The sequence below is a fragment of the Agreia sp. PsM10 genome, from assembly GCF_030433855.1.
Lineage (GTDB): Bacteria > Actinomycetota > Actinomycetes > Actinomycetales > Microbacteriaceae > Agreia.
The window spans coordinates 1-26,671 of the sequence record NZ_JARUXC010000003.1 but is presented as its reverse complement, the minus strand read 5'-3'; the positions used below and the strand labels follow the sequence as shown (position 1 = coordinate 26,671).

Annotated in this window: 27 protein-coding genes and 1 tRNA gene; 9 read left to right on the top strand and 19 right to left on the bottom strand. The window is 66.1% G+C overall.

The window, feature by feature from the left end:
- Positions 1-83 precede the first annotated feature (83 nt).
- Positions 84-947 carry a hypothetical protein gene (locus QCD70_RS04140; protein ID WP_301213921.1) on the top strand — a complete coding sequence of 288 codons (864 nt, stop codon included), beginning with the start codon at positions 84-86 and terminating at the stop codon, positions 945-947.
- 68 nt (positions 948-1,015) lie between these two features.
- On the opposite strand, the gene QCD70_RS04135 is transcribed toward QCD70_RS04140, so the two are convergent.
- The gene (locus QCD70_RS04135; protein ID WP_301213920.1) at positions 1,016-1,579 is read right to left on the bottom strand and encodes a hypothetical protein; all 564 of its coding nucleotides are present in this window, start codon (positions 1,577-1,579) and stop codon (positions 1,016-1,018) included.
- Between the two features lie 651 nt (positions 1,580-2,230).
- Between QCD70_RS04135 and QCD70_RS04130 the strand changes: the two genes are divergently transcribed.
- From QCD70_RS04130 to QCD70_RS04110, 5 genes are all read left to right on the top strand, one after another.
- Positions 2,231-3,208 carry an aldo/keto reductase gene (locus QCD70_RS04130; RefSeq protein WP_301213919.1) on the top strand — a complete coding sequence of 326 codons (978 nt, stop codon included), beginning with the start codon at positions 2,231-2,233 and terminating at the stop codon, positions 3,206-3,208.
- A gap of 57 nt (positions 3,209-3,265) precedes the next feature.
- Positions 3,266-4,828, top strand: a complete 1,563-nt coding sequence (locus QCD70_RS04125) for an MFS transporter (RefSeq protein WP_301213918.1) — start codon at positions 3,266-3,268, stop codon at positions 4,826-4,828.
- Entirely contained in the window at positions 4,717-5,214 is a 498-nt protein-coding gene (locus QCD70_RS04120; protein ID WP_367316688.1) for a PPOX class F420-dependent oxidoreductase, read from the top strand. The genes QCD70_RS04125 and QCD70_RS04120 overlap by 112 nt, the downstream gene beginning before the upstream one ends.
- 168 nt (positions 5,215-5,382) lie before the next feature.
- Complete coding sequence (locus tag QCD70_RS04115) at positions 5,383-5,868, top strand: MarR family winged helix-turn-helix transcriptional regulator (protein ID WP_301213916.1); 486 nt, start codon at positions 5,383-5,385, stop codon at positions 5,866-5,868.
- A gap of 247 nt (positions 5,869-6,115) precedes the next feature.
- The gene (locus QCD70_RS04110; protein WP_301213915.1) at positions 6,116-6,388 is read left to right on the top strand and encodes a hypothetical protein; all 273 of its coding nucleotides are present in this window, start codon (positions 6,116-6,118) and stop codon (positions 6,386-6,388) included.
- Between the two features lie 561 nt (positions 6,389-6,949).
- On the opposite strand, the gene QCD70_RS04105 is transcribed toward QCD70_RS04110, so the two are convergent.
- Positions 6,950-7,023: transfer RNA gene (locus tag QCD70_RS04105), tRNA-Pro, on the bottom strand.
- A 194-nt stretch (positions 7,024-7,217) separates the two neighbouring features.
- Between QCD70_RS04105 and QCD70_RS04100 the strand changes: the two genes are divergently transcribed.
- The 3 genes from QCD70_RS04100 to QCD70_RS04090 are packed head-to-tail and all read left to right on the top strand — an operon-like array spanning position 7,218 to position 10,145.
- Positions 7,218-8,309, top strand: coding sequence for a LolA family protein (locus QCD70_RS04100; protein WP_301213914.1), 1,092 nt, complete (start codon positions 7,218-7,220; stop codon positions 8,307-8,309).
- Positions 8,306-9,289 carry an ABC transporter ATP-binding protein gene (locus tag QCD70_RS04095; protein ID WP_301213913.1) on the top strand — a complete coding sequence of 328 codons (984 nt, stop codon included), beginning with the start codon at positions 8,306-8,308 and terminating at the stop codon, positions 9,287-9,289. Before QCD70_RS04100 ends, QCD70_RS04095 begins: the two co-directional genes overlap by 4 nt.
- Positions 9,276-10,145 (top strand): ABC transporter permease, encoded by an 870-nt coding sequence (locus QCD70_RS04090; RefSeq protein ID WP_301213912.1) that lies wholly within the window; start codon positions 9,276-9,278, stop codon positions 10,143-10,145. The genes QCD70_RS04095 and QCD70_RS04090 overlap by 14 nt, the downstream gene beginning before the upstream one ends.
- A gap of 23 nt (positions 10,146-10,168) precedes the next feature.
- Here QCD70_RS04090 and QCD70_RS04085 read toward each other — a convergent pair whose 3' ends face one another.
- From QCD70_RS04085 to QCD70_RS04005, 17 genes are all read right to left on the bottom strand, one after another.
- Entirely contained in the window at positions 10,169-10,549 is a 381-nt protein-coding gene (locus QCD70_RS04085; RefSeq protein ID WP_301213911.1) for a DUF3054 domain-containing protein, read from the bottom strand.
- A 144-nt stretch (positions 10,550-10,693) separates the two neighbouring features.
- Positions 10,694-12,202 carry a ribosome biogenesis GTPase Der gene (der, locus tag QCD70_RS04080; RefSeq protein ID WP_301214217.1) on the bottom strand — a complete coding sequence of 503 codons (1,509 nt, stop codon included), beginning with the start codon at positions 12,200-12,202 and terminating at the stop codon, positions 10,694-10,696.
- A gap of 25 nt (positions 12,203-12,227) precedes the next feature.
- Positions 12,228-12,968, bottom strand: a complete 741-nt coding sequence (gene cmk, locus QCD70_RS04075) for a (d)CMP kinase (protein WP_301213910.1) — start codon at positions 12,966-12,968, stop codon at positions 12,228-12,230.
- Positions 12,965-14,047, bottom strand: coding sequence for a prephenate dehydrogenase (locus tag QCD70_RS04070; protein WP_301213909.1), 1,083 nt, complete (start codon positions 14,045-14,047; stop codon positions 12,965-12,967). The genes cmk and QCD70_RS04070 overlap by 4 nt, the downstream gene beginning before the upstream one ends.
- A gap of 3 nt (positions 14,048-14,050) precedes the next feature.
- Positions 14,051-14,860, bottom strand: a complete 810-nt coding sequence (locus QCD70_RS04065) for a pseudouridine synthase (RefSeq protein WP_301213908.1) — start codon at positions 14,858-14,860, stop codon at positions 14,051-14,053.
- Positions 14,847-15,467, bottom strand: coding sequence for an SMC-Scp complex subunit ScpB (gene scpB / locus QCD70_RS04060; RefSeq protein ID WP_301213907.1), 621 nt, complete (start codon positions 15,465-15,467; stop codon positions 14,847-14,849). Before scpB ends, QCD70_RS04065 begins: the two co-directional genes overlap by 14 nt.
- The gene (locus QCD70_RS04055) at positions 15,457-16,284 is read right to left on the bottom strand and encodes a segregation and condensation protein A (RefSeq protein ID WP_301213906.1); all 828 of its coding nucleotides are present in this window, start codon (positions 16,282-16,284) and stop codon (positions 15,457-15,459) included. The genes scpB and QCD70_RS04055 overlap by 11 nt, the downstream gene beginning before the upstream one ends.
- The gene (locus tag QCD70_RS04050; RefSeq protein ID WP_044443921.1) at positions 16,268-17,158 is read right to left on the bottom strand and encodes a ParA family protein; all 891 of its coding nucleotides are present in this window, start codon (positions 17,156-17,158) and stop codon (positions 16,268-16,270) included. The genes QCD70_RS04055 and QCD70_RS04050 overlap by 17 nt, the downstream gene beginning before the upstream one ends.
- Positions 17,159-17,243: 85 nt before the next feature.
- Entirely contained in the window at positions 17,244-18,170 is a 927-nt protein-coding gene (gene xerD, locus QCD70_RS04045; protein ID WP_301213905.1) for a site-specific tyrosine recombinase XerD, read from the bottom strand.
- Between the two features lie 3 nt (positions 18,171-18,173).
- Complete coding sequence (locus QCD70_RS04040; protein WP_441004908.1) at positions 18,174-18,836, bottom strand: NUDIX domain-containing protein; 663 nt, start codon at positions 18,834-18,836, stop codon at positions 18,174-18,176.
- Positions 18,829-20,592 carry a CTP synthase gene (locus tag QCD70_RS04035; protein WP_301214215.1) on the bottom strand — a complete coding sequence of 588 codons (1,764 nt, stop codon included), beginning with the start codon at positions 20,590-20,592 and terminating at the stop codon, positions 18,829-18,831. The genes QCD70_RS04040 and QCD70_RS04035 overlap by 8 nt, the downstream gene beginning before the upstream one ends.
- Positions 20,593-20,710: 118 nt before the next feature.
- The gene (recN, locus tag QCD70_RS04030) at positions 20,711-22,417 is read right to left on the bottom strand and encodes a DNA repair protein RecN (protein WP_301213904.1); all 1,707 of its coding nucleotides are present in this window, start codon (positions 22,415-22,417) and stop codon (positions 20,711-20,713) included.
- The gene (locus tag QCD70_RS04025; RefSeq protein ID WP_301213903.1) at positions 22,410-23,324 is read right to left on the bottom strand and encodes an NAD kinase; all 915 of its coding nucleotides are present in this window, start codon (positions 23,322-23,324) and stop codon (positions 22,410-22,412) included. The genes recN and QCD70_RS04025 overlap by 8 nt, the downstream gene beginning before the upstream one ends.
- A gap of 2 nt (positions 23,325-23,326) precedes the next feature.
- Positions 23,327-24,130 (bottom strand): TlyA family RNA methyltransferase, encoded by an 804-nt coding sequence (locus QCD70_RS04020; RefSeq protein ID WP_301213902.1) that lies wholly within the window; start codon positions 24,128-24,130, stop codon positions 23,327-23,329.
- The gene (locus QCD70_RS04015) at positions 24,123-24,278 is read right to left on the bottom strand and encodes a hypothetical protein (RefSeq protein WP_301213901.1); all 156 of its coding nucleotides are present in this window, start codon (positions 24,276-24,278) and stop codon (positions 24,123-24,125) included. The genes QCD70_RS04020 and QCD70_RS04015 overlap by 8 nt, the downstream gene beginning before the upstream one ends.
- Before the next feature lie 28 nt (positions 24,279-24,306).
- A complete protein-coding gene (locus tag QCD70_RS04010; RefSeq protein ID WP_301213900.1) occupies positions 24,307-25,326 on the bottom strand; it encodes an HAD-IIA family hydrolase in 1,020 nt (339 codons plus the stop codon).
- Positions 25,298-26,452, bottom strand: a complete 1,155-nt coding sequence (locus QCD70_RS04005) for a hypothetical protein (RefSeq protein ID WP_301213899.1) — start codon at positions 26,450-26,452, stop codon at positions 25,298-25,300. The genes QCD70_RS04010 and QCD70_RS04005 overlap by 29 nt, the downstream gene beginning before the upstream one ends.
- Positions 26,453-26,671 lie beyond the last annotated feature (219 nt).

Sequence of the window (26,671 nt, the reverse complement as noted above, 5' to 3'; positions counted from 1 at the left end):
GTTCGAACCAGCACAAACGAACCCCACAGGCCGTACCCATGGAGGGTGACCCGGAGGTGACTTTGACGGAGAGCAACCCGTACATGAGCCTGACCCCGGAGCTCGTCAGCTCGCGGCGCGTGCTCGTCGACGTTATCGAACGCCTCGAAGCGCAGCGGGATGCGCTCGTGGTGCTCGGTGCACACGCTGTCTGGGAGGTGACCAAGCACGATACCGACCTGCCGCCGATGGACCCAACCCACGACGCCGACCTCGGAGTCATCCCTCAGCTGCTCCTGCACGTTCCGCTCCTCGACCAGGTCATGGACGCCGCTGGACTCGAACCGGCAGACATGAGCAGACCCGGCGTGTGGGGCCTGAAGACAGAACAGGAGCTTCCGTTCCGAGAACGGCTCACGATTGACCTCATCGCCGCAGCATCCGTCGCCGGCGGCCGGCTAAAGGGGCGAAGCGCTGACGTCGGCAGCCACGGCAAACGCTCCGTGTCCAAGACCCAAGGCACCGAGTTATCCCTCGTCGACAAGCGAGAGATGGAGCTCGAGAGCTTCGAAGACAGCGGTCAATCAGTGACCGCCTGGGTGGCCGGCCCTGCCGCGCTGCTGTGCGCGAAGGCGTACAAAGTCATCGACCGGCTCGACCCGAAGGAGCTTGAAAGAAACCCCGCTCGGTACAAGCCGAAAGACATCGCCGACATGTACCGGCTCATCGTCGTCAGCGACGGTGCCGAAGTGAGAACCATCTTTGAAGAAGGCATTGCACGCTCAGACATCGGCGACGCGGTCACGGAAGGCAAGCGACGCCTGCTCGAGCTCAGCAGGCGCCTCGACGGAAACTTCATGGCCCAGGAAGTCGCTCAGCAATGGGGCTACGACACAGACGACCAAGTGGAAGTTGCCAGCGTCATTCGTGCCTGGTTCGAAGACTTCACGGCGGTCGACCGCGACTGAACCTCGATTCTCGGAAGCATCCGCTAATTTGGAGTCGCTGTGGCTCTTCTACTGAGCGACCAGAAGCGTCAGTCGCCAGCCTTGTCACGCTCGCGCAGTCGCTCAAGAGCATCCGTGGCCATGACGGTGAAGTCCCTGAACGCATTCTCGGATGTGACAATGCCGCGCCGCCACATCATTAGCAGCGAAACACTCGCCTCAAGTGTGGTTGCCTCATCGGTCGGGTCCTGGCCGTCTATGAACGCCACAAGGCCACCCAACGGGTCCAGCACTGTGAACTCGTCCGAGTCGGCCAATATCGCAGCGATGGCCAGCGCAGTCACGATGCCATTGTTCGACGGAGGAACAGCACGCGGCGTCGGGTCATTCAAAGGGGTCGTGAAGTGATACCGCGGACGTGAGTCACGCCAAGCCCGAACCGCGCCGGCATGCGCGCCCATCGCTCTCATCAGCTCCGCCAGGGCGGGTTCGAAACGGTCGTCATGCCTTTGCTTGTCACGGGACGCCTCCTCACGGCGACGGCTTGCTTCCTCAGCTCTGAACAGAAACCAAATAGCCAGTGACGAGATGCCACCGCCGACCAACGCACCAACCACGGAACTCAGAAGGGCGTTCCCGTCGAAATCCGTCACGGACGTTACCCTAGCGCCGGGCACCGACACAGCTTCGCGAGTGAGATTACGAACCCGACCGGGCTCGAACGGGCTGCCACCCTCGTCAACTCGAAGTTGGGCACAACATACTTGTGCAGAAGCGCCTTGGGCCGGCTCAGAAGCGAGCCTCGCTACGGGTCGACATGGAACGTTCGCATCCTGTCTCGATGGGTTGTTGCGCTACCGACCACCGTTGCGATGATGTTGTCGATGGAAAGCGCTAGTCAGGTGGCCAGTTGAACCGATGACCTTCTCTTGCGTTGGTCCTATCCGTTGGGCTCACAAAATCTGAGTTGGCTACCGAACGGATCGATGATGGTCATGGTCGCTCCGTCTGGGCGTCACGGCCGAAACCGAGACGTTGTGACCCTGCGGGGTCGCCATCAGCGCGTCCCGATAGGGCATGAGGGCTCGTGTGGGAATCAACATGACACCGCCCGGTGCCCCATCGCCGTGATCCTCGCTCAGGCCGAGGTCTGCGTCATCTCGGCTGACTCCAACGAACAGCGGCAAGCACGCCCAAGCCGGCGAGTCCGGCCGGTGGTGATCTTTGTTGGCGCAAAAGAAGTATCAGTAGTCTCATTTATGACAGTGTACTGTTATAGAAATGGCAAGAGAGAAGGTCAGAGCATGAATGTTCGCGAGGTTGGCAGTACCGGTCAGGTCGTGGGAGCTATTGGTCTCGGGTGCATGGGGATGAGTTGGGGGTATCGGGAGTCTGCCCGTGATGACGATGTTTCGATTCGGGTGATTCGCGAGGCTGTTGAGCGAGGTGTAACCCTGATTGACACGGCCGATATTTACGGCGACGGGCACAATGAGTCCCTCGTAGGTCGGGCCTTGAGTGGGATTCGTGACGACGTCGTCATCTCAACCAAGGGTGGTCTCGTTGTTGACAACCTCGAGTCGCGCGCAATGCATCGCGATGCGAGCGCTCGGCACATGCGCGATGCGCTTGACGCGAGTCTGAAGCGTTTGGGTGTCGACGGGGTCGATCTCTATTACCTGCATCGCGTCGATGAGAACGTTCCACTTGAAGAGACATGGGCGCAGTTGGCAGAGTTTGTTACCAGCGGGCGGGTGCGGCACCTTGGCCTGTCGGAAGTCTCCGTGAGTGATGCGGCCCTTGTACACGCAATCCACCCGGTTGCGGCCATTCAGTCCGAGATGTCGCTCTGGACCAGAGACGCGCTCGTTCCCGCACCAGATGAGGACACCAGCGTTCTGGACTGGACGTCAGCCAACGGGGCGATGTTTGTCCCATTCGCACCGCTGGGGCGAGGATTCCTCTCCGGATCCATCGGAGTGGCAACATCATTCGAATCGTCTGATTTTCGCGCATCAAATCCGAGATTCTCCGACGAGGCACGGAGGGCGAACGAAACGATCATCAGCGTCGTACGTTCCGTTGCTCTACGCCGCAATGTGACCCCGGCTCAAATCGCTCTCGCCTGGACACTTGCCCAGTCCGGAAATGTGATTCCCATCCCTGGCACAAAATCGAGCAAGCACCTCGTGGAGAACATCGAGGCTGCGTCAGTACACCTCGACGATCAGGATCTCCGCGAGCTGAACGAGCTACCCGCAGCAATGGGTTCGCGCTACTGAACTGGAAGAGTCTCAATCCCCGCATCCGAACTTCGACCAACGATACGAAAGCTCTCCGTGAACTCCACAACATCCTCACGCGCCAGATTTACGCTGGTCGCCGCCTGTCTCGCAGTACTCATCCTGCCTGCCTCATTGACAGGAACATCCGTCGCGGTACCGCACATCAACACCGAGTTCGAACCCAGCATGGTCGCTCTGCAGTGGGTCGTTAACTCCTACAACCTCACCTTCGCCTGTTTCATGCTGGCGTGCGGGTCCCTCGCAGACATCATCGGCCGAAAGAAAATCTTCATAGCCGGCACGCTCCTGTTCGCGCTCTGCTCACTTGCCAGCGTCCTTGCGCAGGACATTGCCACTCTAGATATTGCCCGGGGGGTCTCGGGAATCGGTGCAGCGGCGATGATGACCGGAGGAAGCGCGCTCCTTGCAAACACCTACAGCGGTCCGGAACTCGCGAAAGCCTTCGCGATGTTTGGCTCATCGGCCGGGGTGGGGCTTGCGCTTGGACCTTCCCTCTCAGGCGTTCTTGTTGGCGGTTTCGGGTGGCGTGCGGTTTTCCTTGCGCACGTTATAGTCGCGGTTGCGACTCTGGTCGTGACCATTGGCGTGACCGACCTCGCCTCGAGGAAGCCTGATGCACGAGTCGACTGGGCCGGCACCGCCACCTTCACCCCGGCATTGTTCGCTTTCGTCCTCGCCATCATGCTTGGCCCCCAGCTGGGATGGACAAGCCCGACGGTGATCACCCTGGCTGTCACAGCCCTCTTCCTGGGATGCCTGTTTGTCTTCGTCGAATCGCGTGCCCGCCGCCCTATGTTTGACTTTGCACTGTTTCGTCAGCCCCGGTTCTTCATGTTGTGTCTGATTCCTGTGACTCTGGCTTTCGGTTTCGTGACACTCCTTGTGTACCTTCCTGCATACTTCACCGCCGGATACGGAATGGCCGCAGGAACCGTCGGCATCGTGATGGCGATCATGACTGGCCCGGTGATCGTCGCGCCCTTCCTCTCCGGCAGGCTCCTGGCCAAAGGCGCAAGCGTACGTTGGCTACTGGCAATCTCGCTTCTCCTCGTCGCCCTCGGCGCCGCGCTACTAACCATCATCGGCCCGTCAACTCCCATCGGTGCGATCGCTCCTGCGCTCGTACTCATCGGGGCAGGTATGGGCCTATCAGCAGGTATTCTCGACGGAGCCGCAGTCAGCTCAGTAGAACCACAGCGCGCGGGAATGGCTGCCGGCATGTTCAACACCACACGACTGGCTGGAGAAACCATCGCGATTGCCGTGTTCGGCACCGTGCTTCTCGCTCTTACGCAAAACGGTATTCAGCCAAGAATTGCTGACTTCGCAGCCGCATCCCCCGACGCGCTTGACCCAACTGGCATCGCCAATCAGGTCGCGAGCGGGAACGTCTCCGGCGCCGTTTCGCTCGTCCACGACGGCCAACAAGACGCGTTTGCCGGGTTCCTCATCGACTCCCTCACCGGATCACTTCACAGCATCCTGTGGGCGATCGTCATGATCACGACCGTTTGTGCAATGACCACCGTGATCATGATGCGTTCGCAGACGCAAACTCAAGGAGCAACGCTTTCGAACGAACGGCAAGCACTGTGAGCGTCATACCGGACAGCCATCTGGACCTACTGACTCGTCCACTCTTTGGGCACCTCGCAACGGAACGCGCTGACGGCTGGCCTCAAGTGAATCCTATGTGGTTCACCTGGGACGGCACGCTACTGCGCTTCACAGGAACCACGACCCGATATAAGTACACCAACATTATGCGCAATCCAAAGGTCACCGTCTCGGTCAATGATCCTGAGAGCCCCTACAGATATCTGGAAGTGCGAGGAACAGTTGTCAATATAGTCCCGGACGATTCGGGGATCTTCTTCGCCGAGATCGCCGCACGCTACGGGCTCCCGATGGATGGACCTCCAAGCGACGTACTCGACCGAGTGGTCTACGTTGTCCGCCCGGACAGAACAACATCCCAGTAAGCAGGCCAGGGTCCCCAGAGTCATGGTCGTGAGGCTGTTCTGTCGTGGACGGATAGCGGGGAACGAGTGCCTATTTGGTATCCTGACCATCGGAGACCGGGCACGAGCATCTGACAGGATGCTGGGAAAGCGGGACGCTGAATGACTACTCGCGGACAAGAAACACTGATGGCTGAAATGGCCGGACGACTTGGCCACGCAGTCAAGCGTGCCGAACAGGTGGTAATGGCCGAGAAGGCCCGCGTTCTAAGAGAGTTCGGACTAACGGTGCCGCAGTACGTGACGCTTATGACCTTGCACCACGTGCCGGGCCAGTCCGCGGCACAACTGGCGCGGGCTGCTCTTGTGACGCCCCAAACCATGGCGACCATCCTGGGCAACCTGGAAGAGAAAGGTTTGGTTCGCCGAGCAGTCTCGACACTGCACTCCAAAGTGCTGGTGACAGATTTGACGGACGATGGCGACTCGCTTTTGATTAAGGCGGACCTCCTCGTGCTTGGGGTAGAAGAACGCCTCAAGGGCGCATTCAGTGACGTCGAATTTAGACAGCTTCGGTCGCTACTCGAACGAGCCGAATCCGCCCTCCTAGCGGACGCCCGTGATGAAACGGCGGTCAATAACGGCCCCAACCGGCCTCGTCCGACACAAGGCTAAGTCCCCCTACGGGTTTGGCAGTGTCGATCAGGGCGACCGCCGCGTGAGCGATTAGCCCAACAATTCCGGGACGCCACGTCGGCGCTGGGCGTCAAAGCCGACTTAACGGTCTTGATCCGTTTGGGAATGACGAATCATCACGACTGCTTTGTCCAGCGTCATCGACAACGCAATCAGAAGGTTATATAGCGTGGGGAGGGACTGCTGTCGGTCTAGTTGACTCTCGGGGTTTGGTTTTTTAGGCCGCGTGAGCGGTGGGTTTGATCATTTCAAACTCGAGCGCTTCATCAGATGCGACGGATGCGCGAGTCTCCTCGAGCTCGAGGCCGGGAACTGGAGCGTCGACGAGAACGCCGCCGACCTCGGTGCCGTGATCATCGAGACGCCCAAGCTCACCAGGATGGAGAAGCACATCCTGCACGCCTGGTTCTCCCTGACCCAGGGAATATCCGCCCACCCCGCCGAACTGAAAAAACTGGTCAGGCTCATTAACCGGCGAAAAAGTCTCGGACGTCGCTGAAGACCGGTCATTCTCCCGGTCAAGCTGCCAGTTCGGGGTCGAATCGTACGGAAAACTCGCCCGCGTCTTGTCCGGCGAACCATGCGGGACCGGCGAGGTAGATGATCCTGCAACCCAGCCAACGCATATCAGCGCTGATGATTGCCCGTCTGCTTTCCGGCAAGACCCGTCCGTATCCAAAACCCGTAGAAGGACCCTAAAGCGGACCGTTGCACCAACCCAGATCGAGCTTTCAAGATCAGGTCCGCGAGTGGTTTCTGGGAAGTTCGTCTCATTACCCGTTCGCAATAAATCCGACAGAACCATCCGGCCAAACACACGAAATGGAGCCCGGCTGACTCCCGGACATTGCCGTGCGCTTTCGAGCCAACCGACTTGTGCTCGACCTGTACCGAACCGTCGCCAAGAATCGTCGGAACCGTCCCGCATTCACCTGGAAACGTTCGGCGACGACACGCTCCATTTGCCCATAGCGCGTCACCAACGCCGTTTTCGCCGATTTCACCATCATCAGGGCAAAGCAAAAGCCCCGAACTTCCGCAGAAATTCGGGGCTAATCTGTCGGGCTGACAGGATTTGAACCTGCGACCCCTTGACCCCCAGTCAAGTGCGCTACCAAGCTGCGCCACAGCCCGTGGCTTTGTCATCCGCGAAGACAACTTGTCCATATTAGCCTGACTTTCGCCCGCTCGCGAACACGCGCCGCGAGCGACGGCCCCGAGGGTGCAGGAGAAGACTGAGCAGATTCACGGACTTCCGGCGTAGCGTTCGTCACACCGCGTCGCGGATCCCGTTCACGACGACCGCACCACCCGAAAGTTGGCCGCTCATGCCCCGCACCTGGCACCGTTGGATTCCCGCCGCCGCAGCTCCCGTCGCTATCGGCGCCGTCGTTCTGGGCGGGGTCTTCGCGACCAGCGCCTCCGCCGACCCTGCAGACAAGACGCCGCAGCAGGTTCTCGAACTCGCGGCCTCGAGCACGGTCGACACCTTCTCGGGCACCATCGAGCAGTCGTCGAACCTCGGGCTGCCCGATGTCTCCGGCCTCGGCGGCTCCACCGGCTCCTCCTCCGACTCCTCCGACGGCAGCGACCTCACCTCCGCACTCGAGCTGCTCACCGCCTCGCACACGCTGCGCGTCTACGTCGACGGCCCCACCCAGAGCCGCGTGCAGATCCTCGACGACATGGCCGAGCGCGACGCGATCCGCAACGGCGACGACCTGTGGCTCTACGACTCGAACGACTCCACGGCCGTGCATTCCACCCTGCCGGCCGACGCATCCACAGCACCCGACGCCTCGGCCGAGTCGCTGACCCCCGCCGAACTGGCCACCCGCTTCCTCGACGCCGTCGACCCGAGCACCGAGGTCACGATCGGCGATCCCGTGACCGTGGCCGGCCGCTCGGCCTACGACCTCGTCCTCACCCCCGACAGCTCGACGACCCTCGTCTCGTCGGTGGAGATCGCGGTCGACGCCGACACCGGACTCCCCCTGAGCGTCGACGTCTTCGCGCAGGGTTCGTCCGACGCCGCGTTCCACGTGGCCTTCACGTCGCTGTCACTCGACACTCCCTCCGCCGACCTCTTCGACTTCACTCCCCCCGCTGGAACCGACGTCACCGAGAAGGCACTCCCGAACCGCGATGACGCCCCTGCCGACGGCAGCGTGGCACCGGATGCCGGCACGCACCCCGAGCCGACCGTCACGGGAACGGGATGGGACACCATCGTCGAGCTCCCCGCGAGCACGGACCCCTCGTCGCTCACCGACTCGCCGATGCTCTCGCAGCTGACGACGTCTGTCGACGGAGGCCATGTGCTGCAGACCACCCTGCTGACCGTGCTCATCACCGACGACGGGCGCGTGCTCGCCGGCGCCGTGCCGGTCGAGAGCCTGCAGGCGGCAGCCGGGAAGTGATCGACTGCAGCGGCGCGGGCTCGTCGGCACCCGCACACGCATCCGGACTCGCGATAGAGACAACGGCGCTCACGAAGCGCTTCGGCCGCCAGACGGTCGTCGACGGCCTGGCACTGTCGGTTCCGCGCGGTTCCGTTTTCGGCTTCCTCGGCCCCAACGGTTCGGGAAAGACGACGACGATCCGCATGCTGCTGGGACTCGCCCAGGCAAGCGGCGGCGAGATCAGCGTTCTGGGCGAACGCATGCCGCAGAAGCTCGGGTCGGTCCTTCCGCGGGTCGGTGCCCTGATCGAGGGTCCCGGCTTCTCCCCGTTCCTCTCAGGCTCCGCCAACCTGCGCCGGCTCGACTCCGCCGACGGGTTCGCGCCGAACGGCACCCGGTCCGCCCGGGTCTCGCGCGCCCTCGACAGGGTGGGCCTCGGCCACGCCGCCGACAAGAAGGTGCGCGCCTACTCCCTGGGCATGAAGCAGCGGCTCGGCATCGCCAACGCCCTCCTCGCGCCGCGCGACCTCATCGTTCTCGACGAGCCGACCAACGGCCTCGACCCGCAGGGGACGCGCGAGGTGCGCAGTCTCATCCGGTCGCTCGCCGACGAGGGAACGACCGTCTTCGTCTCGAGCCACCTGCTCGCCGAGATCGAGCAGATGTGCACGCACGCCGCCGTGATGCGGGCCGGCAGGCTCGTCGCCCAGGGCACGCTCGACGAGCTGCGCTCCGCGGGCACGACTCGCGTGATCGTCACGACGCCCGATGCCGACGCCGCCGCCCAGGTGCTGCGCACGCTGGGTCTCGACCCCGGGCATCCGGATGCGCCGGGTGCGGCCGTCACCGCAACGCTGCCCGAGTCGATCGAGCCGGAGGACATCGTCGCGGCGCTGGTGAACGCGGGGGTGCGAGTGCGCGGTTTCGCCGTCGACCACGCATCGCTCGAAGACCTCTTCGTCGCGCTGACCGGGGAGGGATTCGATGTCGTCCAGTGACCCGACAGCGGCCAGCCTCGTCGCGCGCCGAACCAGGCGCAGCCTGGGCGTGGGCTTCTTCGCCTCGGAACTCGCCGTGCTCTTCCGACGCCGCCGCACCTGGGCGATGCTCCTGGCGCTGGCCGCGGTTCCCATCCTGATCGCCGTCGCGGTGCGCATCTCGTCGTCGGGATCGAGCGGCCGCGGCCCGGCATTCATCGACAGCATCACGCAGAATGGCCTGTTCGTGGGCATCGCGGGGCTCACCATCGCGATCCCCCTCTTCCTTCCCCTGACGGTCGGCGTCGTGGCGGGCGACTCGATCGCGGGCGAGGCGAACACGGCCACGCTGCGCTATCTGCTCGTCTCGCCCGTCGGGCGCATCCGGCTGCTCGTCGTGAAGTACCTCGCGGCCGTCGTCTTCTGCCTGGCAGCAACGCTGACTCTGTCGATCGCCGGCATCCTCATTGGAATCGCGTTGTTCCCGGTCGGGCCGGTGACCCTGCTCTCCGGCGACACGGTGAGCATCGGCGACTCGCTCGTGCGGTCGCTGCTAATCGCGCTGTACGCCACGGTGTCGCTGCTCGGCCTGTCCGCGATCGGCCTGTTCATCTCGACGCTCACCGACGCGCCGGTCGGAGCCATGGCCGCCACGGTCGTGCTCTCGATCGTGGCGCAGGTGCTCGACTCGCTCTCTCAGACCGAGTGGCTGCATCCGTGGCTCTTCAGCCACTACTGGCTCGACTTCGCCGACCTGCTGCGCCAGCCCATCGAGTGGTCGTCGTTCGGGCAGAACGCGCTGCTGCAGCTCGGCTATGTCGTGGTGTTCGGGGCGCTCGCCTATGGGCGATTCTCGAGCAAGGACATCCTGTCGTAGCGTGCGTCCGTCTCGTGTGACGGTCAGCGCTCCGCGTGCGCCTCGTGGCGGGTTCTGCGGGAGACGACAAGCCTGGCGAGGGCGCGCCAGCCGAACAGGAACGCCGCCAGCACCAGGAGCGTCACGATCACGAACGACACGGCGACTCCCTGACCGCTGAGGGCCCGCAGAATCACGCCGATCACGACCGTGGATGCCCAGACCGGCAGGGCCGCTCGCCGCATCGACAGGGGCCTGCGCCACGCTCGTGAGACGAGCCAGCCCGCGGCCAGGCCGGCGACGAACGGCCAGGCGGTGTTCAACGTGCCGAGCAGGGTGAAGCCCTCCTCGTGACTTCCCCGGCCGATCAGCACGAAGATGAGCACCAGGACTAGATCTGCGGCGGCGGCGATGATGAGGCTCATCGGAGCAGGCGTGCGGCGGGATATCACAGAACAACCCTACGAAACGGTAGCGGAATTACGGCGCAGCGAATGTGACCGTACGCGACGTCTGTTGCCGGCGGCCCGGTAACAGACGTCGTCACCGGTAACAGACGCCGCGAACGGCTAGCGCTTGCGCTTCTCGCGCACGCGCATGCTGACGATGATCGGCGAGCCTTCGAAGCCGTAGACCTCGCGCAGCCGGCGCTGAATATAGCGACGGTAGCCCGGGTCGAGGAACCCGGTCGTGAACAGCACGAATGTCGGCGGGCGGCTCGATGCCTGCGTTCCGAACAGGATGCGCGGCTGCTTTCCTCCGCGCACGGGGTGCGGGTGCGCCGAGGTGAGTTCGGCCAGGAATGCGTTGAACTTGCCCGTCGGAAGACGGGTGTCCCACGAGTCGAGCGCGAGTTCGAGTGCGGGTACGAGCTTCTCGAGGTGACGACCGGTCTTGGCCGACATGTTGACGCGCGGTGCCCACGACACGTGCGCGAGATCCTGTTCGATCTCGCGCTCGAGGTAGCGACGTCGTTCGTCGTCGAGCATGTCCCACTTGTTGAAGGCGAGCACGAGGGCGCGTCCCGATTCGAGAACGAGGTCGATGATGCGCACGTCCTGCTCGCTGATCGGCTCGGTCACGTCGATCATCACGACGGCGACTTCGGCTTTCTCGAGCGCGGCCGAGGTGCGAAGCGACGCGTAGAAGTCCGCGCCCTGCTGCAGGTGCACCCGGCGACGGATTCCGGCCGTGTCGACAAAACGCCAGATGCGTCCGGCGATCTCGACCTGCTCGTCGACCGGATCGCGGGTCGTTCCGGCGAGCTCGTTGACCACGACGCGTTCTTCGCCCGCGGCCTTGTTCAGCAGCGACGACTTTCCCACGTTCGGGCGGCCGAGGATGGCGACGCGACGCGGTCCGCCCACTTCCTGCTTCGCGACGGCCGAGACCGGCGGCAGGTCCTTCATGATGATGTCGAGCAGGTCGGCGACGCCGCGGCCGTGAAGCGCCGAGACGGGGTACGGCTCGCCGAGACCGAGGGACCACAGCACCGAGGCGTTGGGCTCCTGGCGCAGGTCGTCGACCTTGTTCGCAGCGAGGTACACGGGCTTCTTCGCCTTGCGCAGCAGACGAACGACGTGCTCGTCGGTCGACGTGGCGCCGACGTTGGCATCGACGACGAAGAGCACGGCGTCGGCGAGGTCGATCGCGATCTCGGCCTGCATGGCGACGGAGGCGTTGATGCCCTTGGCGTCGGGTTCCCATCCGCCGGTGTCGACGATGGTGAAGAAGCGGTCGGCCCACTCGGCCTTGTACGAGACGCGGTCGCGGGTGACGCCGGGGGTGTCCTCGACGACGGCCTCGCGGCGGCCGAGGATGCGGTTGACGAGCGCGGACTTGCCGACGTTCGGCCGGCCCACGATCGCGAGCACGGGGAGCGCCGGCAGATACGTGATGGCGTCGGGGTCGTCGGTCGCGGCTTCGAGAATCTGAAGGTCGTCGTCGTCGAGGTCGAAGTCGGCGAGCCCGGCGCGCAGCGTCTCGGTGCGCGCCGAGATCAGCTCGTCGTCGAGAGTGTCGAGCCTGTCGAGCAGGGTCGGGTCGGTGCCCTCGAAGTCGTCTTCGGAGTCGGTCATCGGGCTGGACGGGTTGGGAGCCTTTTTATCGGCCATGCGAGATCCTCGCTGTTTGAGTGTGGACGATCTCGACCACCGCGTGAACGGTCTGGTCGAAGTCGAGTTCGGTTGAATCGAGGGTGAGAACACCATCGGCGGCGTTCATGAAATCGACGACTCGAGAGTCGGCCTGATCTCGGGACCGGAGCTGTTCACCCACGACGGCAGCACTCTGATCGGTCAGTTCCTTGGAACGCCTCGCCATTCTAGCCTCTTCCGACGCTGTTAGCAGGATTCTCACGGGAGCATCGGATGCGACGACCGTCGTGATGTCGCGACCTTCCACGACGATGCCCGGGTTCGGCGTGGCGCGGATGATTCGGCGGAACAGCGCGGTGAGCCCGGATCGCACCTCGGGCACCTTCGAGATGTGCCGCACGGCGTTGGTGACGCGGGGCTCCCGGATGGCGTCGGTCACGTCGGTCTCCCCGACCCGCACGAAGTAGTCGGCGGGCTCTGTTCCGATGCGAAGGTCGAATGTCGTCTGCGCCTCCACGACGGCGGCCGAGTCCTCGAGGTCGACTCCGCGGTCGAGCAGGCTCCAGGCCAACGCCCGGTAGCAGGCACCCGAGTCGAGGTAGGCATAACCGAGTGCAGCGGCCGCTGCCTTGCTCACGCTCGACTTGCCGCTGCCCGCCGGGCCGTCGACGGCGACGACGAAGGTGGTGTCGCTGTTCGCGTCCGACGTGGTCTCGCGCCGAGTGTTCGTTCGTTCCGGGGTGGTCATCCTGCAATCCTCCAGCCTCGCTGCGACAGTTCGTCGGTGAGGCGCTGCACCGCTTCGGGCAGAACCAAGATCTCGGCCAGGCCGATCTGGGCGCCGGGCGAGTGTTCCAGGCGCAGATCTTCGAGGTTCACGTTCGCCTCGCCGATCTCGTGGAACAGTCTCGCCAGTTCGCCCGGTTTGTCGTCGACCATGACCACGAGCGACGAGTACCGCCGGTCGAGTCCGTGCTTGCCCGGAATGCGGGCCACTCCCATGTTGCCGCCGGCGAGCTCCTCGTTGATGCGTCGCCGAGAGGATCCCTGCGACGGATGCTCGAGCGCGTCGATGAACCGGTCGAGGTCGGCGCGGAAGTCTCGGAGCACGTCGGCGACGGGCCCGGCGTTGGCTCCGAGGATCTGAACCCACAGCTCCGGGTCGCTCGCCGCGATGCGGGTGACGTCGCGCAGTCCCTGACCCGACAGGTTCACAGCCGCATCGGGCGCATCGGTGAGCCGCCTGGCCATGACGCTCGAGATCACCTGGGGAACGTGGGAGACGAGGGCGACCGACAGGTCGTGCTGCTCCGGGCTCATCTCCACGAGCGTGGCCCCGAGGTCGAGAATGAGGTCGTCGAGCAGCGAGCCGCGCTGGTACGACACGCCCCCGTGGTCGGCAACGACCCAGGGACGCCCGAGAAACAGATCGGCCCTGCCCGACAGGGGGCCGCCGCGCTCGCGCCCGGCGAGCGGGTGCGAGCCGAGGTAGCGCGTCACGTCGGCACCGGATGCGCGCAGCTCCTCGAGGGGGGCGACTTTGACGCTGGCGACATCGGTCACGAGGGCATCGGGGTAGGCGAGGAGTTCTGCGGCGACGATCTGCGCCGTCACGTCCGGGGGGACGCAGACGACGACGATCTGCGGGAAGTCGTCGGCCGCAGCCGCCCGACCGGCGCCGTAGTCGATGGCGATGCTGAGGTTGGTCGGCGACGCGTCGGAGAGGATGACGTCGACGCCGCGGGCGCGCAGGCCGAGGCCGATGCTGGTGCCGAGCAGGCCGACGCCGACGACGCGCACCTGCCCGGTGAGACGGGATTCGACCATGGCCTACTCCCCCGCTTCTGACGAGCTGTCAGGCGAACCGGCCGGCGCAGCCGCATCCTTCGAGCGCGACAGCGTCAGAATCTGGCCGAGCTCGGCAGAGGTGAGCTCCCTGGTCGCGCCAACGCGCAGGTTGCCGAGGTGCAGGGGGCCGAACGAGCGTCGCACGAGATCGACCACGGGGTGCCCGACCTCTTTCAGCATGCGTCGCACGATGCGGTTGCGGCCGGAGTGCAGCGTGATCTCGATCAGGCTGAACCCGTTCGAGGTCTCGAGCAGTCGAGCCTTGTCGGCGGCGATCGGGCCGTCCTCCAGCTCGAGTCCGGTCGTCAGCCGCTGCACGGTCTGCGGCGTCATGGCACCGCGCACCTTGGCGATGTAGGTCTTCATCACACCGAACGACGGGTGCGCGAGCACGTGCGCCAGGTCGCCGTCGTTGGTGAGGATCAGAAGACCTGACGTCTCCGCGTCGAGACGTCCGACGTTGAAGAGCCGCTCCTCGAACTGCTCGGTGAACTCGCGCAGATCGGGCCGGCCGTTCTCGTCGGCGAGGCTCGACACGATGCCCACCGGCTTGTTGAGCATCACGTAGCGCTTCGACTGGTCGAGCTGAATGGCGACGTTGTCGACGGCCAGCTTGTCGACGGCCGGATCGATCCGACGCCCCGGCTCCCGCACCACCTGGCCGTTGACGCGCACGCGCCCGGCGGCGATCAGCTCCTCGGATGCGCGACGCGAGGCCACGCCGGCGGCGGCCATCACCTTCTGCAGGCGAATGCCCGTGTCGTCGGGGGTTCCGTGGTCAAAGTCGTTCATCAAAGCCTTCCGCGCCGTCTGCGAGCAGCGGCGAGATCGGGGGGAGTTCGTCGAGGGAGTTGAGGCCCAGCTGGGTCAGCACGAGGTCGGTCGTGCCGTACAGGATCGCGTGCGTCTCGGCATCCGTCGACACCTCGGTGATGAGGCCGCGGCCGAGCAGGGTGCGCACGACCGAATCCACGTTGACCGCGCGGATCGATGCGATCGACCCCCGCGAGATGGGCTGCTTGTAGGCGATCACGGCCAGCGTCTCGAGGGCGGCCTGGCTGAGGCGCGACGGGTTCTGGGTCGAGACGAAGTCGGTGACCACATAGTCGTAGTCGGCGCGCACGTACAGCCGCCAGCCGCCTCCGACCTCGCGCAGTTCGAAGCCGCGCCTGATCGAGCCGCCGACGCCGTCGAAGTCGTCGACGAGTCGTTCGATCGCCTGCCGCACGACGGCGACGGGACGTGACACGACCGTGGCGAGGGCGACCAGGCTCTGCGGTTCGTCGGCGACCATGAGGATCGCTTCGAGCGCGCGATCGACATCGGCGACCACGACGGGGGCCGGGGCGACCGGGTCGTCGGGTGAAGGGATGTCTTCGAGCGAAGTGTCAGTTGTCATAGTCCGCTCCCAGATTAGAGAGGTTCTCCTCGGTCCACGACTCGGCCGTCCAGCTGAGCGTCAGCTCGCCGAGCGGCTCGATCTGCTCGAACGAGATCGACGCGCGCCGATAGAGCTCGAGCACGGCGAGGAACCGGGCGACCACGACGCCCTTCTCGGCGATTCCCGCGATCAGCTGACGGAACGACATCGGGCCGGCGCTCGACCGAAGAAGGGTCACGACATGGGCCGCCTGTTCCCGGATGCTCACCAGCGGCGCGTGCAGATGTTCCAGTCCCACGGTCGGTATCTCCCGGGGCGCGAGGGCCAGGGCCGCAAGCGCGGCGAAGTCGTCGGGGGTCAGCGTCCACACCAGCTCGGGCGTCTGCCGTCGGTACTTCTCTTCGAGCCGAACCTGCCTCACGTGCCGGGTCGATTCGGCTTCGAGGCTCGTGCCGAACCACTCCGCGACCTGCTTGAACGCCCGGTACTGCAGCAGGCGGGCGAAGAGCAGGTCCCGCGCCTCGAGGAGAGCCACGTCTTCGGCATCGACGAGCTCGCCCTGGGGCAGCAGCCCCACGATCTTCAGGTCGAGCAGCGTCGCGGCGACCACGAGGAACTCCGACGCGCGGTCGAGCTCCTCCGCCGAATCGACGCCGCGGAGGAAGCCGATGAACTCGTCGGTGACTTTGCTGAGCGCGATGTCGGTGATGTCGAGTTCGTGCTTCGAGATGAGCGAGAGCAGCAGGTCGAACGGACCCTCGAAGTTGTCGAGGCGGAGTTCGAACGCGGGCGCATTCTCGCCCGCGTTGAGGTCGGGGCTAGGCGACCGCGCCACGCGCGACCAGTTCTCGGGCGAGCTGCTTGTAGGCCTTCGCCGCCGAATGCTCCGGCGCGAACTGGGTGATGGGGCGTCCGGCGACCGACGCGTCGGGGAACTTGACCGTGCGCCCGATGACCGTTTCGAGCACGGCGTCGCCGAACGCATCCACGACCCGCTCGAGGACCTCGCGGGAGTGAAGCGTTCTCGGGTCGTACATCGTGGCGAGGATGCCGTCGAGCTCGATGGCCGGATTGAGCCTGTCGCGCACCTTGTCGATCGTCTCGACGAGAAGTGCGACGCCGCGCAGCGCGAAGAACTCGCACTCGAGGGGAATGAACACTCCGTGGCTGGCCGTGAGGGCATTGATGGTGAGCAGCCCGAGCGACGGCTGGCAGTCGATGAGAATGACGTCGTAGTCGGCGCTGACCTTGCGGAGCACGCGGGCAAGGATCGTCTCGCGGGCCACCTCATTGACGAGATGCACCTCGGCGGCCGACAGGTCGATGTTGGCGGGGATCACGTCGAGGCCCTCGACCGAGGTGTGCTGGATGGCGGCCGACGGATCCTTCGCGCTGCCCAGGAGCAGGTCGTAGATCGTCAGCGCGTCGTGCGTGTTCACGTTGAGTCCGGCGGAGAGGGCGCCCTGCGGATCGAAGTCGATGGCGAGCACCCGGCGGCCGTAGCCGGCGAGCGTGGCGCCGAGGTTGATGGTGGTGGTCGTCTTGCCGACGCCACCCTTCTGGTTGCAGAGCGAGATGATGCGCGCCGGACCGTGCGACTTCAGGGGTGCCGGATCGGGGAATTCCCGAAGCGGGCGCCCTGTGGGACCGAACTTCGGTGTCTCGAGTCCCGGAAGCTCGGACCGACCGGTGTTCTTAGTGCCCGCCACGAACGCTGCTCCCATTCCTCCCGGCAACTGTCACCGGAACGAACTCAACTGTACCGGCCCCGCAGCACCGGGCCGCGTAGGCGACTCAGCGCGCCCGAGGATGAGCTGTCACGTACATGTCGCGGAGCGTGTCGGCGGTGACCAGCGTGTACAGCTGCGTGGTCGCTACCGAGGAGTGGCCGAGAAGGTCTTGCACCACACGAACGTCGGCGCCCCCTTGCAACAGATGGGTTGCGAACGAGTGCCGGAAGGTGTGCGGCGACACGTGCGCCTCGAGCCCAGCACGGCGCGCCACCGACTGGATCACGAGCCAGGCTCCCTGCCTCGACAGACGCTGCCCGCGCTGGCCGAGGAAGAGCCCGGGTGTGGCCCGACCACGAGCGGACAGCGCCGGACGCGCCCGCACGAGGTAGGCATCCACGGCCTCGCGGGCGTAGCTGCCCACCGGAACGACCCTCTGCTTGCTGCCCTTGCCCACGAGGCGCACGATCTCGTTGTCGTCCATGACATCGTCGACGTTGAGTCCGACGGCCTCCGACACCCGCGCGCCGGTCGCATAGAGCATCTCGAGCAGAGCGCGATCGCGCAACGCGAGCACATCGTCGCCGGTGACGGCGCCGAGCAGGGTGGTCATCTGATCGATGGTGATGGCCTTCGGGAGCCTGCTGGCGAGCTTCGGCGGCTTGACCTCTCGGGCCGGGTCCGAATCGACCGCGCCCTCGTCGGCCAAGTGCCGGTGGAATCCCCGCACGGACGACAGGATGCGCGCCACACTCGACGCGGCGAGCGGCTCGGAAGGCGCGTCGTCACCCGTGTCGACGGTGCGCAGCGATCCCGCGAACCGGCCGATCTGCGCCGCCGTGATGAGCCGCGCATCCGATACGCCCTGGGCCTCGAGCCACTCGGTGTACCGTCTCAGGTCGCGCGAGTACGCGGCGAGCGTGTTCGTCGACAGGCCGCGCTCGATCGTGAGGTGGCGCAGATAGTCGTGCACCTGCGGCTCGAGCGCCATGGGCTATGAGGGCCGGCGGGAGCTGCGCAGCACGTCGCGCTGGGGCCACGGCGCGTCGGCCGCACCCAGGGTGGACCAGCCGCGCGATCGCGAGATCGCCGCCGCGTAGACGGCCACCACCAGAGACGGGTTCTGGATGCGCCGCGCGACGACGGCATCGAGCGCCTCGTCGAGCGGCACCCAGCGCTTCTCGATGTCGGCCTCCTCGTCTTCACGAGCGAAGGCATCGGTCTCGGTGAGGTCTCTCGCGAGATACACGCGGATCGCCTCGTTGTTTCCACCGGGCGTCGTCACGTAGTCGGAGAGAACGCTCCACGACGCGGCGGCCAGGTCGACCTCCTCGGCCAGCTCGCGCTTGGCGGCCTCAAGGGGATCCTCGTCTGCGACGTCGAGCAGACCCGCGGGGATCTCCCACTCGCGGGCACGGATGGGGTGCCTGTACTGCTTGATCAGCAGCACGCGTTCCTCGTCGTCGACCGCGAGAACGGAGACCGCTCCCGTGTGGTCGACGAATTCGCGGGTGATCTGCTGACCGTTGTAGTCGAAGGTCTCCCGTCGCACATCCCAGATCTTGCCCTGGAAGACGACGTCGCTCGACACGATCGGCAGGTCGACGCGGTCATCGGCCAGCAGACCCTGCACCTGCTCGGGCTGCTGGTCAGGCACGGGCGGCGACCTCGTCGGCGTCGCCGATCGACGCGGCCTCGTCCTGCGAGAACAGGCTCGAGGCCTCGTGCCGCTCGAGAGCCGCCTCGACGAGGCCGCGGAACAGCGGATGCGGGCTGCTGGGTCGGCTTCGCAGCTCAGGGTGCGCCTGGGTCGCGACGTAGAACGGGTGTACAGCGCGAGGAAGCTCGACGTACTCGACGAGCGAGTCGTCGGGCGACGTTCCGCTGAACCAGAGGCCGGCGTCGGCGATCTGGGCACGGTAGTGGTTGTTCACCTCGTAGCGGTGCCGGTGGCGCTCGCTCGCGACCGGGGCGCCGTAGAGCGCCTCGACGATCGAGCCCTCTGCGAGGTTGGCCTCGTAGAGACCGAGTCGCATCGTTCCGCCGAGGTCTCCCCCGGCGATGATGTCGACCTGCTCTGCCATGGTCGCGATGACGGGGAATTCGGTATCGGGGTCGAACTCGCTCGACGACGCTCCCTCGAGGCCGGCCTCGTGCCGGGCGTACTCGATGACCATGCACTGCAGGCCGAGGCACAGGCCGAGCGTGGGAATGCCGTTCTCCCTGGCGAAGCGCAGTGCGCCGAGCTTGCCCTCGATGCCGCGCACGCCGAAGCCTCCGGGAACGCAGATGCCGTCGACGTCGGACAGCTCGCGGGCGGCTCCCTCGGGCGTCTCGCAGTTGTCCGACGGGATCCACTTGATGGCGACCTTGGTCTTGTGGGCGAATCCGCCGGCCTTGAGGGCCTCGGTCACCGACAGGTAGGCGTCGGGAAGGTCGATGTATTTTCCGACGAGCCCGATGGTCACGTCGTGCTTCGGCTCGTGCACCGCCGTGAGCAGCGGCGACCAGCGTGACCAGTCGACGTCGCCGGCGCCCTGGGCGAGGTCGAGGCTGTCGATGATGTAGGCGTCGAGACCCTGGTCGTGCAGCATGGTCGGGATGTCGTAGATGCTCGGAACGTCGACGGCGTTCACGACCGCGGCCTCGTCGACGTCGCACATGAGCGCGATCTTGCGCTTGTTCGATTCCGAGACGGGCCGGTCGCTGCGCAGCACCAGGGCGTCGGGCTGGATGCCGATGGAGCGGAGGGCGGCGACGGAGTGCTGGGTGGGCTTCGTCTTCTGCTCGCCCGATGCTCCCATGTACGGAACGAGCGAGACGTGCACGAAGAACACGTTCTTGCGGCCCAGCTCGTGCCTCACCTGGCGGGCGGACTCGATGAACGGCTGGCTCTCGATGTCGCCGACGGTTCCGCCGATCTCGGTGATGATCACGTCGGGTCGGGGCGAGCCGTCGGCCGGCGGCTCCGCCTGCAGGCGCATGCGGCGCTTGATCTCGTCGGTGATGTGCGGGATGACCTGCACCGTGTCGCCGAGGTATTCGCCGCGGCGCTCCTTGGCGATGACCGTCGAATAGATCTGACCCGTCGTCACGTTGGCGGCCTGGTCGAGGTTGATGTCGAGGAAGCGCTCGTAGTGCCCGATGTCGAGGTCGGTCTCGGCGCCGTCGTCGGTGACGAACACCTCGCCGTGCTGGAACGGGTTCATCGTTCCGGGATCGACGTTGAGATACGGGTCGAGCTTCTGCATGACGACATGCAGCCCCCGGGCGGTGAGGAGGTTGCCGAGACTGGCGGCTGTGAGGCCTTTGCCGAGACTGGATACCACACCACCCGTGACGAAGATGTGCTTCGTCGGGGTGTTAGAAGTCGAGGGGAGGCCGGTCACCGAAGCGCCCGCCTGGGATGCCATCGACGAGCCGGAAAGGACCTGGGGATTTTGACCATCTGCCACGGAGTTTCATCCTAACAGTCGCTGCGGGCGGTGAGCCCCGTGGATCTCGCTCGGCGGGCGCGCCGAACGAGCCGTACTACCCGGCAGCCGCAAGATCGAGCAGCTCGCGGGCGTGTTCGAGGCCGCTCTTCGAATCGGGCAGTCCGGAGAGAAGCCGGGCCATCTCGGCCGCCCGGGCATCGCCGTCGAGCTGCGTGACGCTCGACGCGGTCACCGCCCCCGACGAATCCTTGACGACGGTCAGGTGGTTCGTGGCGAACGCCGCGACCTGCGCGAGGTGGGTCACGACGATGACCTGCGACGTCTTCGCCAGCAGGGCGAGTCGTCTTCCGATCTCGATGGCGGCCGCCCCGCCGATGCCGGCGTCGACCTCGTCGAACACGAAGGTGGGCACCGGGTCTGTGGCGGCGAGCACCACCTCGATGGCGAGCATCACGCGCGAGAGCTCTCCGCCGGACGCGCCCTTCGCCAGGGATCGAGGAGTGCTGCCGCCATGGGGCTGGAGCAGGAAGGTGACCGAGTCGGCCCCGGAGGCGGTGAGCTCGTCGCGGGCGGTCACCTCGATGACGAAGCGCGCCGTCGGCATGGCCAGCGCGGCGAGCTCGTCGGTCACCCTCGCCGACAGGATGGCGGCCGCCTCGGTTCGTGCCGCGGTGAGCTGGGCCGCCAGTTCGGTCGACCGGGTGTCGAGGTCGTCGAGTTCGGCCCTGAGCTGCTCGATGCGGTCGGAATCGTTGTCGAGTTCGAGCAGCCTCGGCCCGGCGGCTTCGCCGAAACGGATGACGTCGCCGAGCTCGGGGCCGTACTTGCGGGCGAGCACCGCCAGCGAGGCCCGCCGCTGCTGGATCGAGTCGAGTTCGGCCGCCCCGTCGGAGTCGAGCGAGGCGATGTAGCTCGACAGCTGGGTCGACACCTCTGCGACGAGGAATCCCGCGCTGGCGAGGGACTCGACGATGGGCTGAAGGGCGGCATCGTGCGGCGCGACCCGCTCGAGCTGGCGCCGCGCGCTGTCGAGCAGCCCGATGATGTCGGGGTGGGAGTCGAGTGCTTCGCTCGAGACCAGGTCGCGCGATTCCTCTGCGGCCAGCCGGAGATCCTCGAGGTTCGTGAGCTTCTCCGCCCTCTCCGCGAGTTCCAGGTCTTCACCCTCGATCGGCCCGACCTCGTCGATCTCGCCGAGGGCGACCCTCAGCCCCTCGGCCTCTCGTGCACGCTCGTCGCGCTCGTCGATGAGGCGGGCGAGCTCGGCCCGAGCGGCGCGAGCCTGGCCGAAGACCGCGGAATACTGCTCCGCGATGCGGGCCAGCGGCTCTCCGGCGAAACGGTCGAGGGCCGACCGCTGCTCGGTCGACGAGGTGAGACGCATCTGGTCGGATTGCCCGTGCACCACGATGAGGTGCTCGCCGAGCTCGGCGAGCAGGCTGGCGGGCGCTCCGCGGCCGCCGACGACGGCTCGGCTGCGACCCTCGCTCGACACGGTGCGCAGCAGGATGAGCTCCGCCGTGTCGTCACCCTGTGGATCGAGGTCTCCCCCGGCATCCTGCACACGCGTCGCGATCTCGCCGGTCGCGGGAACGATCCACCGACCCTCGACGGAGGCCTGTCTGCTGCCGCTGCGCACCGTTCCCGAGTCCGCCCGGGCGCCGAGCACGAGGCCGAGCGCCTGAACGACCATCGTCTTGCCGGCACCGGTCTCCCCCGTGACGGCCGTGAAGCCCGCACCGAGCGGAAGAACCGCGTCGTCGATGACACCGAGGTCGCGGATGGAGATTTCGTTAATCACGGGTCGTCGGGCCTCGCCATCCGGTGACGGGCAGATTGAACTTGCCCACGAGTCGGTCTGAGAACGGGCCTAGGTGAAGCCGCGCGAGCCTCACAGGGGTCGGCGAACGACGCACGACGACCCGTGCTCCCAGCGGGAGATCGTGGGTGCGTCGCCCGTCGCACCAGAGCACTCCTGTGCCCTGCGTTCGGGGAAGGACCTCGACCGCCAGCGCGGAGTCGGGACTGACGACGAGCGGGCGGGCGAAGAGCGCATGGGGGCTGAGCGGAACCATCAGCAGAGCATCGAGGCTGGGCCAGACGATGGGACCGCCGGCTGAGAACGCGTATGCGGTCGAACCGGTGGGCGTCGACATGACCACTCCGTCGCAGCCGAAACTGGATATCGGCCGGCCATCGACCTCCATCACGACCTCGAGCATGCGTTCGCGACTGGCCTTCTCGACCGTCGCCTCGTTGAGCGCCCAGGTCTCATAGACCACCTCGGAGTCGACCTTCACCCGCACGGAGAGAGTCATGCGCTCCTCGACGTGGTAGTCGCGGGCCAGCGCTCGACGCACCGTCTCGGTGAGGTCTTCGCGTTCGCTCTCGGCCAGGAAGCCCACGTGGCCCAGGTTGACGCCGAGCAGCGGAACTGCCGAACCGCGCACCAGCTCGGCGGCACGCAGAATCGTGCCGTCGCCGCCGAGCACGATCACGAGTTCGAGATCGGCCATGTCGACGTCGACACCCAGAACCGGCATGCCGGCGAGCTGCTCGGGGTATGCGCCGACGTCGTCGGTCTCTTGGGGCGCGATCACCGCGGTCACGCCGGCGTCGTGCAACTGGGCACAGACCCGCACCGCTGCGTCGACGGAATCCTGGCGGCCCGTGTGCAGCACCACGAGGATGTTGCGCTGGTTCACCATTCTCAGACTCCCGTCATTCTGGTCACGCGATCCAACCATTCTGTCGGATTGCCTCCGACAACCGCGCTCAGCCAGATCAGGTACTCCTTGTTTCCGGCGGCACCGATGACTGGGGAGGACGTGATGCCCGCCGTGCCCAGCCCCAGGTCGAAGGCGCTCCACAGAACGCTCGCCACGGCCTCGCCGCGAAGCCCGGCATTCTTCACGATGCCCTCTTTGATGCCCGTGCGCCCGACCTCGAACTGAGGTTTGACGAGCAGCACGAAGTCCGCATCCGGCGTCGCCACGGACTGGAGCGCCGGAAGAACCGTTGCCAGCGAGATGAACGACAGATCCCCGACGACGAGCGACGGCGACTCGTCGACCCGCGCGGCCGCACCGAGCGTCTCGGGCGTGGCGAATCGAACGTTGAACCCCTCGACCACCCGCACCCGCGGATCGTCGGCGACCACCCGTGCGAGCTGGCCGTGTCCCACATCGAGCGCGATCACCTGGCGTGCGCCGCGCTCGAGCAGCACCTGGGTGAACCCGCCCGTCGAGGCACCCGCGTCGAGCGCGAGGCGACCCTGCACGACCACGTCGGGGAAGGCATCCAGTGCCGCCACCAGCTTGCCCGCCGCCCTGCTCACGTAGCCGTCGTCGCCGTCGACGGTCAGCGCCTGCCCCTCGGCCACACGGAACGACGGCTTCACCTGGCCGACCCCGTCGACGCGCACGAGCCCATCTGCAATGAGCTGGGCCGCGTGAGTACGGCTTCGGGCCAGGCCCATCGCGGCCAGAGCGGCGTCGAGTCGAGACTCAGTCATCGACAAGGGCGTCCCCGCCCTCGAGCCGCACGCGCAACGCATCGTGCAGCTGCACGTAGGCCTCGGCTCTGGCGTCGAGGGGCTGCTCTTCGATCACGCGGAGGCGGGAGAGAAGAGCGTTCGACGTCTCGGGGTCGGTGTCAGTCACAGGTTCTAGAGTACCGCCGCGATTCGCCTCAGCCCGCGTAGAGCTCCTCCGGCACCTGCAGTCCGTAGATCGCGCGGCCCGATGTCCAGATGACCGCGCATGCGGCCCTCAGCAGGTCGGTGCGGTTGTCTCCGGCCGATGCGATCACGACGTCGTTGCCGCGGATCCGCACCGTCGCGGCGCCCACCGTCGCGGTCGACGAGTCCTTGGAGAACGTGGTCGCCGGGTACGGCTCGAACAGTCCGCGCAGGTCGTCGAGGATGAACTGGGGACGCTCGTCGGGCTTCGCCGACAGCAACTGCTTCGCCGTGTCGACGCCGGTCAACACGTGGGCCACCGGCATTCCTGCCCGATTCGCACCCAGGATGTCGGTGTCGAGCCGGTCGCCGACGAACAGCGGCGACGACGCTCCGAAACGACGCCGAGCCTCCTCGAAGATCGCGACCTCGGGCTTTCCCGCGACCACGGGAAGGCGCCCCACGGCCGTGTGAACGGCCGAGACGAGGGTGCCGTTGCCCGGGGCGATGCCCCCGGCCACAGGGATGGTCCAGTCCGTGTTCGTCGCCACCCAGGGAATGCCGCGATGAAGGGCGAAACTGGCTTCGGCGAGCTGCTTCCAGCCGACCTCGGGCGAAAAACCCTGGATGACGGCGGCCGGCTCGTCTGCGGATTCTCGCGTCACCCGGAACCCGGCCTTGCCCAGTTCGTCGACGAGGCCGTCGCCGCCGACCACGAGGATCAGGGAGCCCGGCGGCACAAGATCCGCCAGGAGCCGCACGGCCGCCTGAGGACTGGTGACCACATCGCTCGCCGCGACGTCGAGACCGAAGCTCGACAGGTGCTCTGCAACCTGGCGGTCGGTCCTGGACGCGTTGTTGGTGATGTAGCCGATCCGCGTGCCCGCGGCGGCAACCCTGGTGAGGGACTCGACGGCGAAGGGAATGGCGTTAGGACCCTGATACACGACGCCGTCGAGGTCTGCGAGGACAGCATCCACTCCGTCCAGAGGGGTCACCACGCTACGACTCCGACGGGTGAACAGGCTCATCGCCGCTCTCTCCCCCGCTCGAATCGGCGATGGCGTCGTCGACGGAATCGAAGACGACCTCTCCCTCGTCGATGTCCTCTTCGTACACCTCGATGAGGTCGCCGTCGTCGTCGCCGAGGGCGGCGTCGGCCCGAGCAGCGCGGTCACGCCAGGATTCCGCCTCGTCGACCCTGCCCAGATCCTCGAGCACTTCCGCGTAGGCGGAGAAGAGGTCGGCGCTGTAGGAGTACGCGACGTCGGGGTTCAGCTGGGGGATGTCGAGCTCGTCGAGGGCGGCCTCGGTCTGGCCGAGGTCGAGGCGTGCACCGCTCATGGCGATCGCAACGGCGACCTGCGCAGCCGACGACAGCTCTGAACGTTGGACCGACCTGCCCACTTCGAGAGCCCTGTCAGGACGACCGACGCCTCGCTCGCTGTCGACCATGAGGGCGAGCTGCTCGTTCGATCCGGAGATGCGCCGGTAGGTGCGCAGTTCACGGATGGCAAGCGCGAAGTCACCGGTCGCGTAGGCCGTGATGGCCAGCGTCTCGCGAACGATGCCGATGCGGCCTGCACGTCGGGCCGCCGAAATGGCGTGCCGGTGGGCGAGCTCAGGATCGGACTCGATCAACCGGGCGGCCATCGCCAGGTGCTGGGCCACGCCTTCCGCGTTCTCCTTGCTCAGGGTCTTCAGCTCGTTCCGAGCACCCTTGTCGAGATCGCGGGCTGTCACGCCTTCGGGGATCTCCGGATCGTCGTGGCGCGGGCGGACGGCGCGAAGCGCACGAGCCTGCTTCTCCTCTTCGCTCAGCTCGACTTCGCGGGCGCGCGCGTCCCGGTCGTTGCGTGCGGGTTTGCCTCCGCTGGTCCAGAGCTTGCGATCGGAACCCCTGTCCGGCCGCCCCCCGCGCACGGGCCTGTCACGCTGCGGACGGTCTCCATCGCGGTTCGGCCGCTCAGGACGGTCGGAACCGGCGGCTCCGCCCGGTCGGGCAGGACGGTCGGGGCGCTGAGACCGCTCGGGACCGTCGTGCCGCTTCGGTCGTTCCGAGTTGGACGGCCGGCCGGAGTGCGGACCGCTGTTCCGACGAGGAGAGTCGTCGCGTCGTCCTGGTCGCTGCGGACCACGGTCAGATGAATCGGTCATGGAAATCTCCTCGCGCGGACTGGTCCGGCGTGCTCTTCAGTGCTGTGTAGTTGGATGACGCGCACACGCTCGAGATACGAGTCGTGGGGTCCTTCGCACACGGTACACGGTTGTAGGCAACCGCGCCGTATGGGGTGATGCTCGTTAACGCGAAATGGCCACCCCGGTGTGGGGTGGCCATTCGTGTAATAGGAGTCCGGCGGTGTCCTACTCTCCCAC

Excerpts from the sequence above, each read along its gene's own strand:
- QCD70_RS04140 (WP_301213921.1), top strand. The coding sequence starts at position 84 with ATGAGCCTGACCCCGGAGCTCGTCAGCTCGCGGCGCGTGCTCGTCGAC.
- QCD70_RS04130 (WP_301213919.1), top strand. The coding sequence starts at position 2,231 with ATGAATGTTCGCGAGGTTGGCAGTACCGGTCAGGTCGTGGGAGCTATT.
- QCD70_RS04115 (WP_301213916.1), top strand. The coding sequence starts at position 5,383 with ATGGCTGAAATGGCCGGACGACTTGGCCACGCAGTCAAGCGTGCCGAA.
- QCD70_RS04100 (WP_301213914.1), top strand. The coding sequence starts at position 7,218 with ATGCCCCGCACCTGGCACCGTTGGATTCCCGCCGCCGCAGCTCCCGTC.
- QCD70_RS04090 (WP_301213912.1), top strand. The coding sequence starts at position 9,276 with ATGTCGTCCAGTGACCCGACAGCGGCCAGCCTCGTCGCGCGCCGAACC.
- QCD70_RS04085 (WP_301213911.1), bottom strand. The coding sequence starts at position 10,549 with ATGAGCCTCATCATCGCCGCCGCCGCAGATCTAGTCCTGGTGCTCATC.
- der (WP_301214217.1), bottom strand. The coding sequence starts at position 12,202 with ATGACCGACTCCGAAGACGACTTCGAGGGCACCGACCCGACCCTGCTC.
- cmk (WP_301213910.1), bottom strand. The coding sequence starts at position 12,968 with ATGACCACCCCGGAACGAACGAACACTCGGCGCGAGACCACGTCGGAC.
- QCD70_RS04070 (WP_301213909.1), bottom strand. The coding sequence starts at position 14,047 with ATGGTCGAATCCCGTCTCACCGGGCAGGTGCGCGTCGTCGGCGTCGGC.
- QCD70_RS04065 (WP_301213908.1), bottom strand. The coding sequence starts at position 14,860 with ATGAACGACTTTGACCACGGAACCCCCGACGACACGGGCATTCGCCTG.
- scpB (WP_301213907.1), bottom strand. The coding sequence starts at position 15,467 with ATGACAACTGACACTTCGCTCGAAGACATCCCTTCACCCGACGACCCG.
- xerD (WP_301213905.1), bottom strand. The coding sequence starts at position 18,170 with ATGGCGCTCGAGCCGCAGGTGCACGACTATCTGCGCCACCTCACGATC.
- QCD70_RS04035 (WP_301214215.1), bottom strand. The coding sequence starts at position 20,592 with ATGGCATCCCAGGCGGGCGCTTCGGTGACCGGCCTCCCCTCGACTTCT.
- QCD70_RS04025 (WP_301213903.1), bottom strand. The coding sequence starts at position 23,324 with ATGGTGAACCAGCGCAACATCCTCGTGGTGCTGCACACGGGCCGCCAG.
- QCD70_RS04020 (WP_301213902.1), bottom strand. The coding sequence starts at position 24,130 with ATGACTGAGTCTCGACTCGACGCCGCTCTGGCCGCGATGGGCCTGGCC.
- QCD70_RS04010 (WP_301213900.1), bottom strand. The coding sequence starts at position 25,326 with ATGAGCCTGTTCACCCGTCGGAGTCGTAGCGTGGTGACCCCTCTGGAC.
- QCD70_RS04005 (WP_301213899.1), bottom strand. The coding sequence starts at position 26,452 with ATGACCGATTCATCTGACCGTGGTCCGCAGCGACCAGGACGACGCGAC.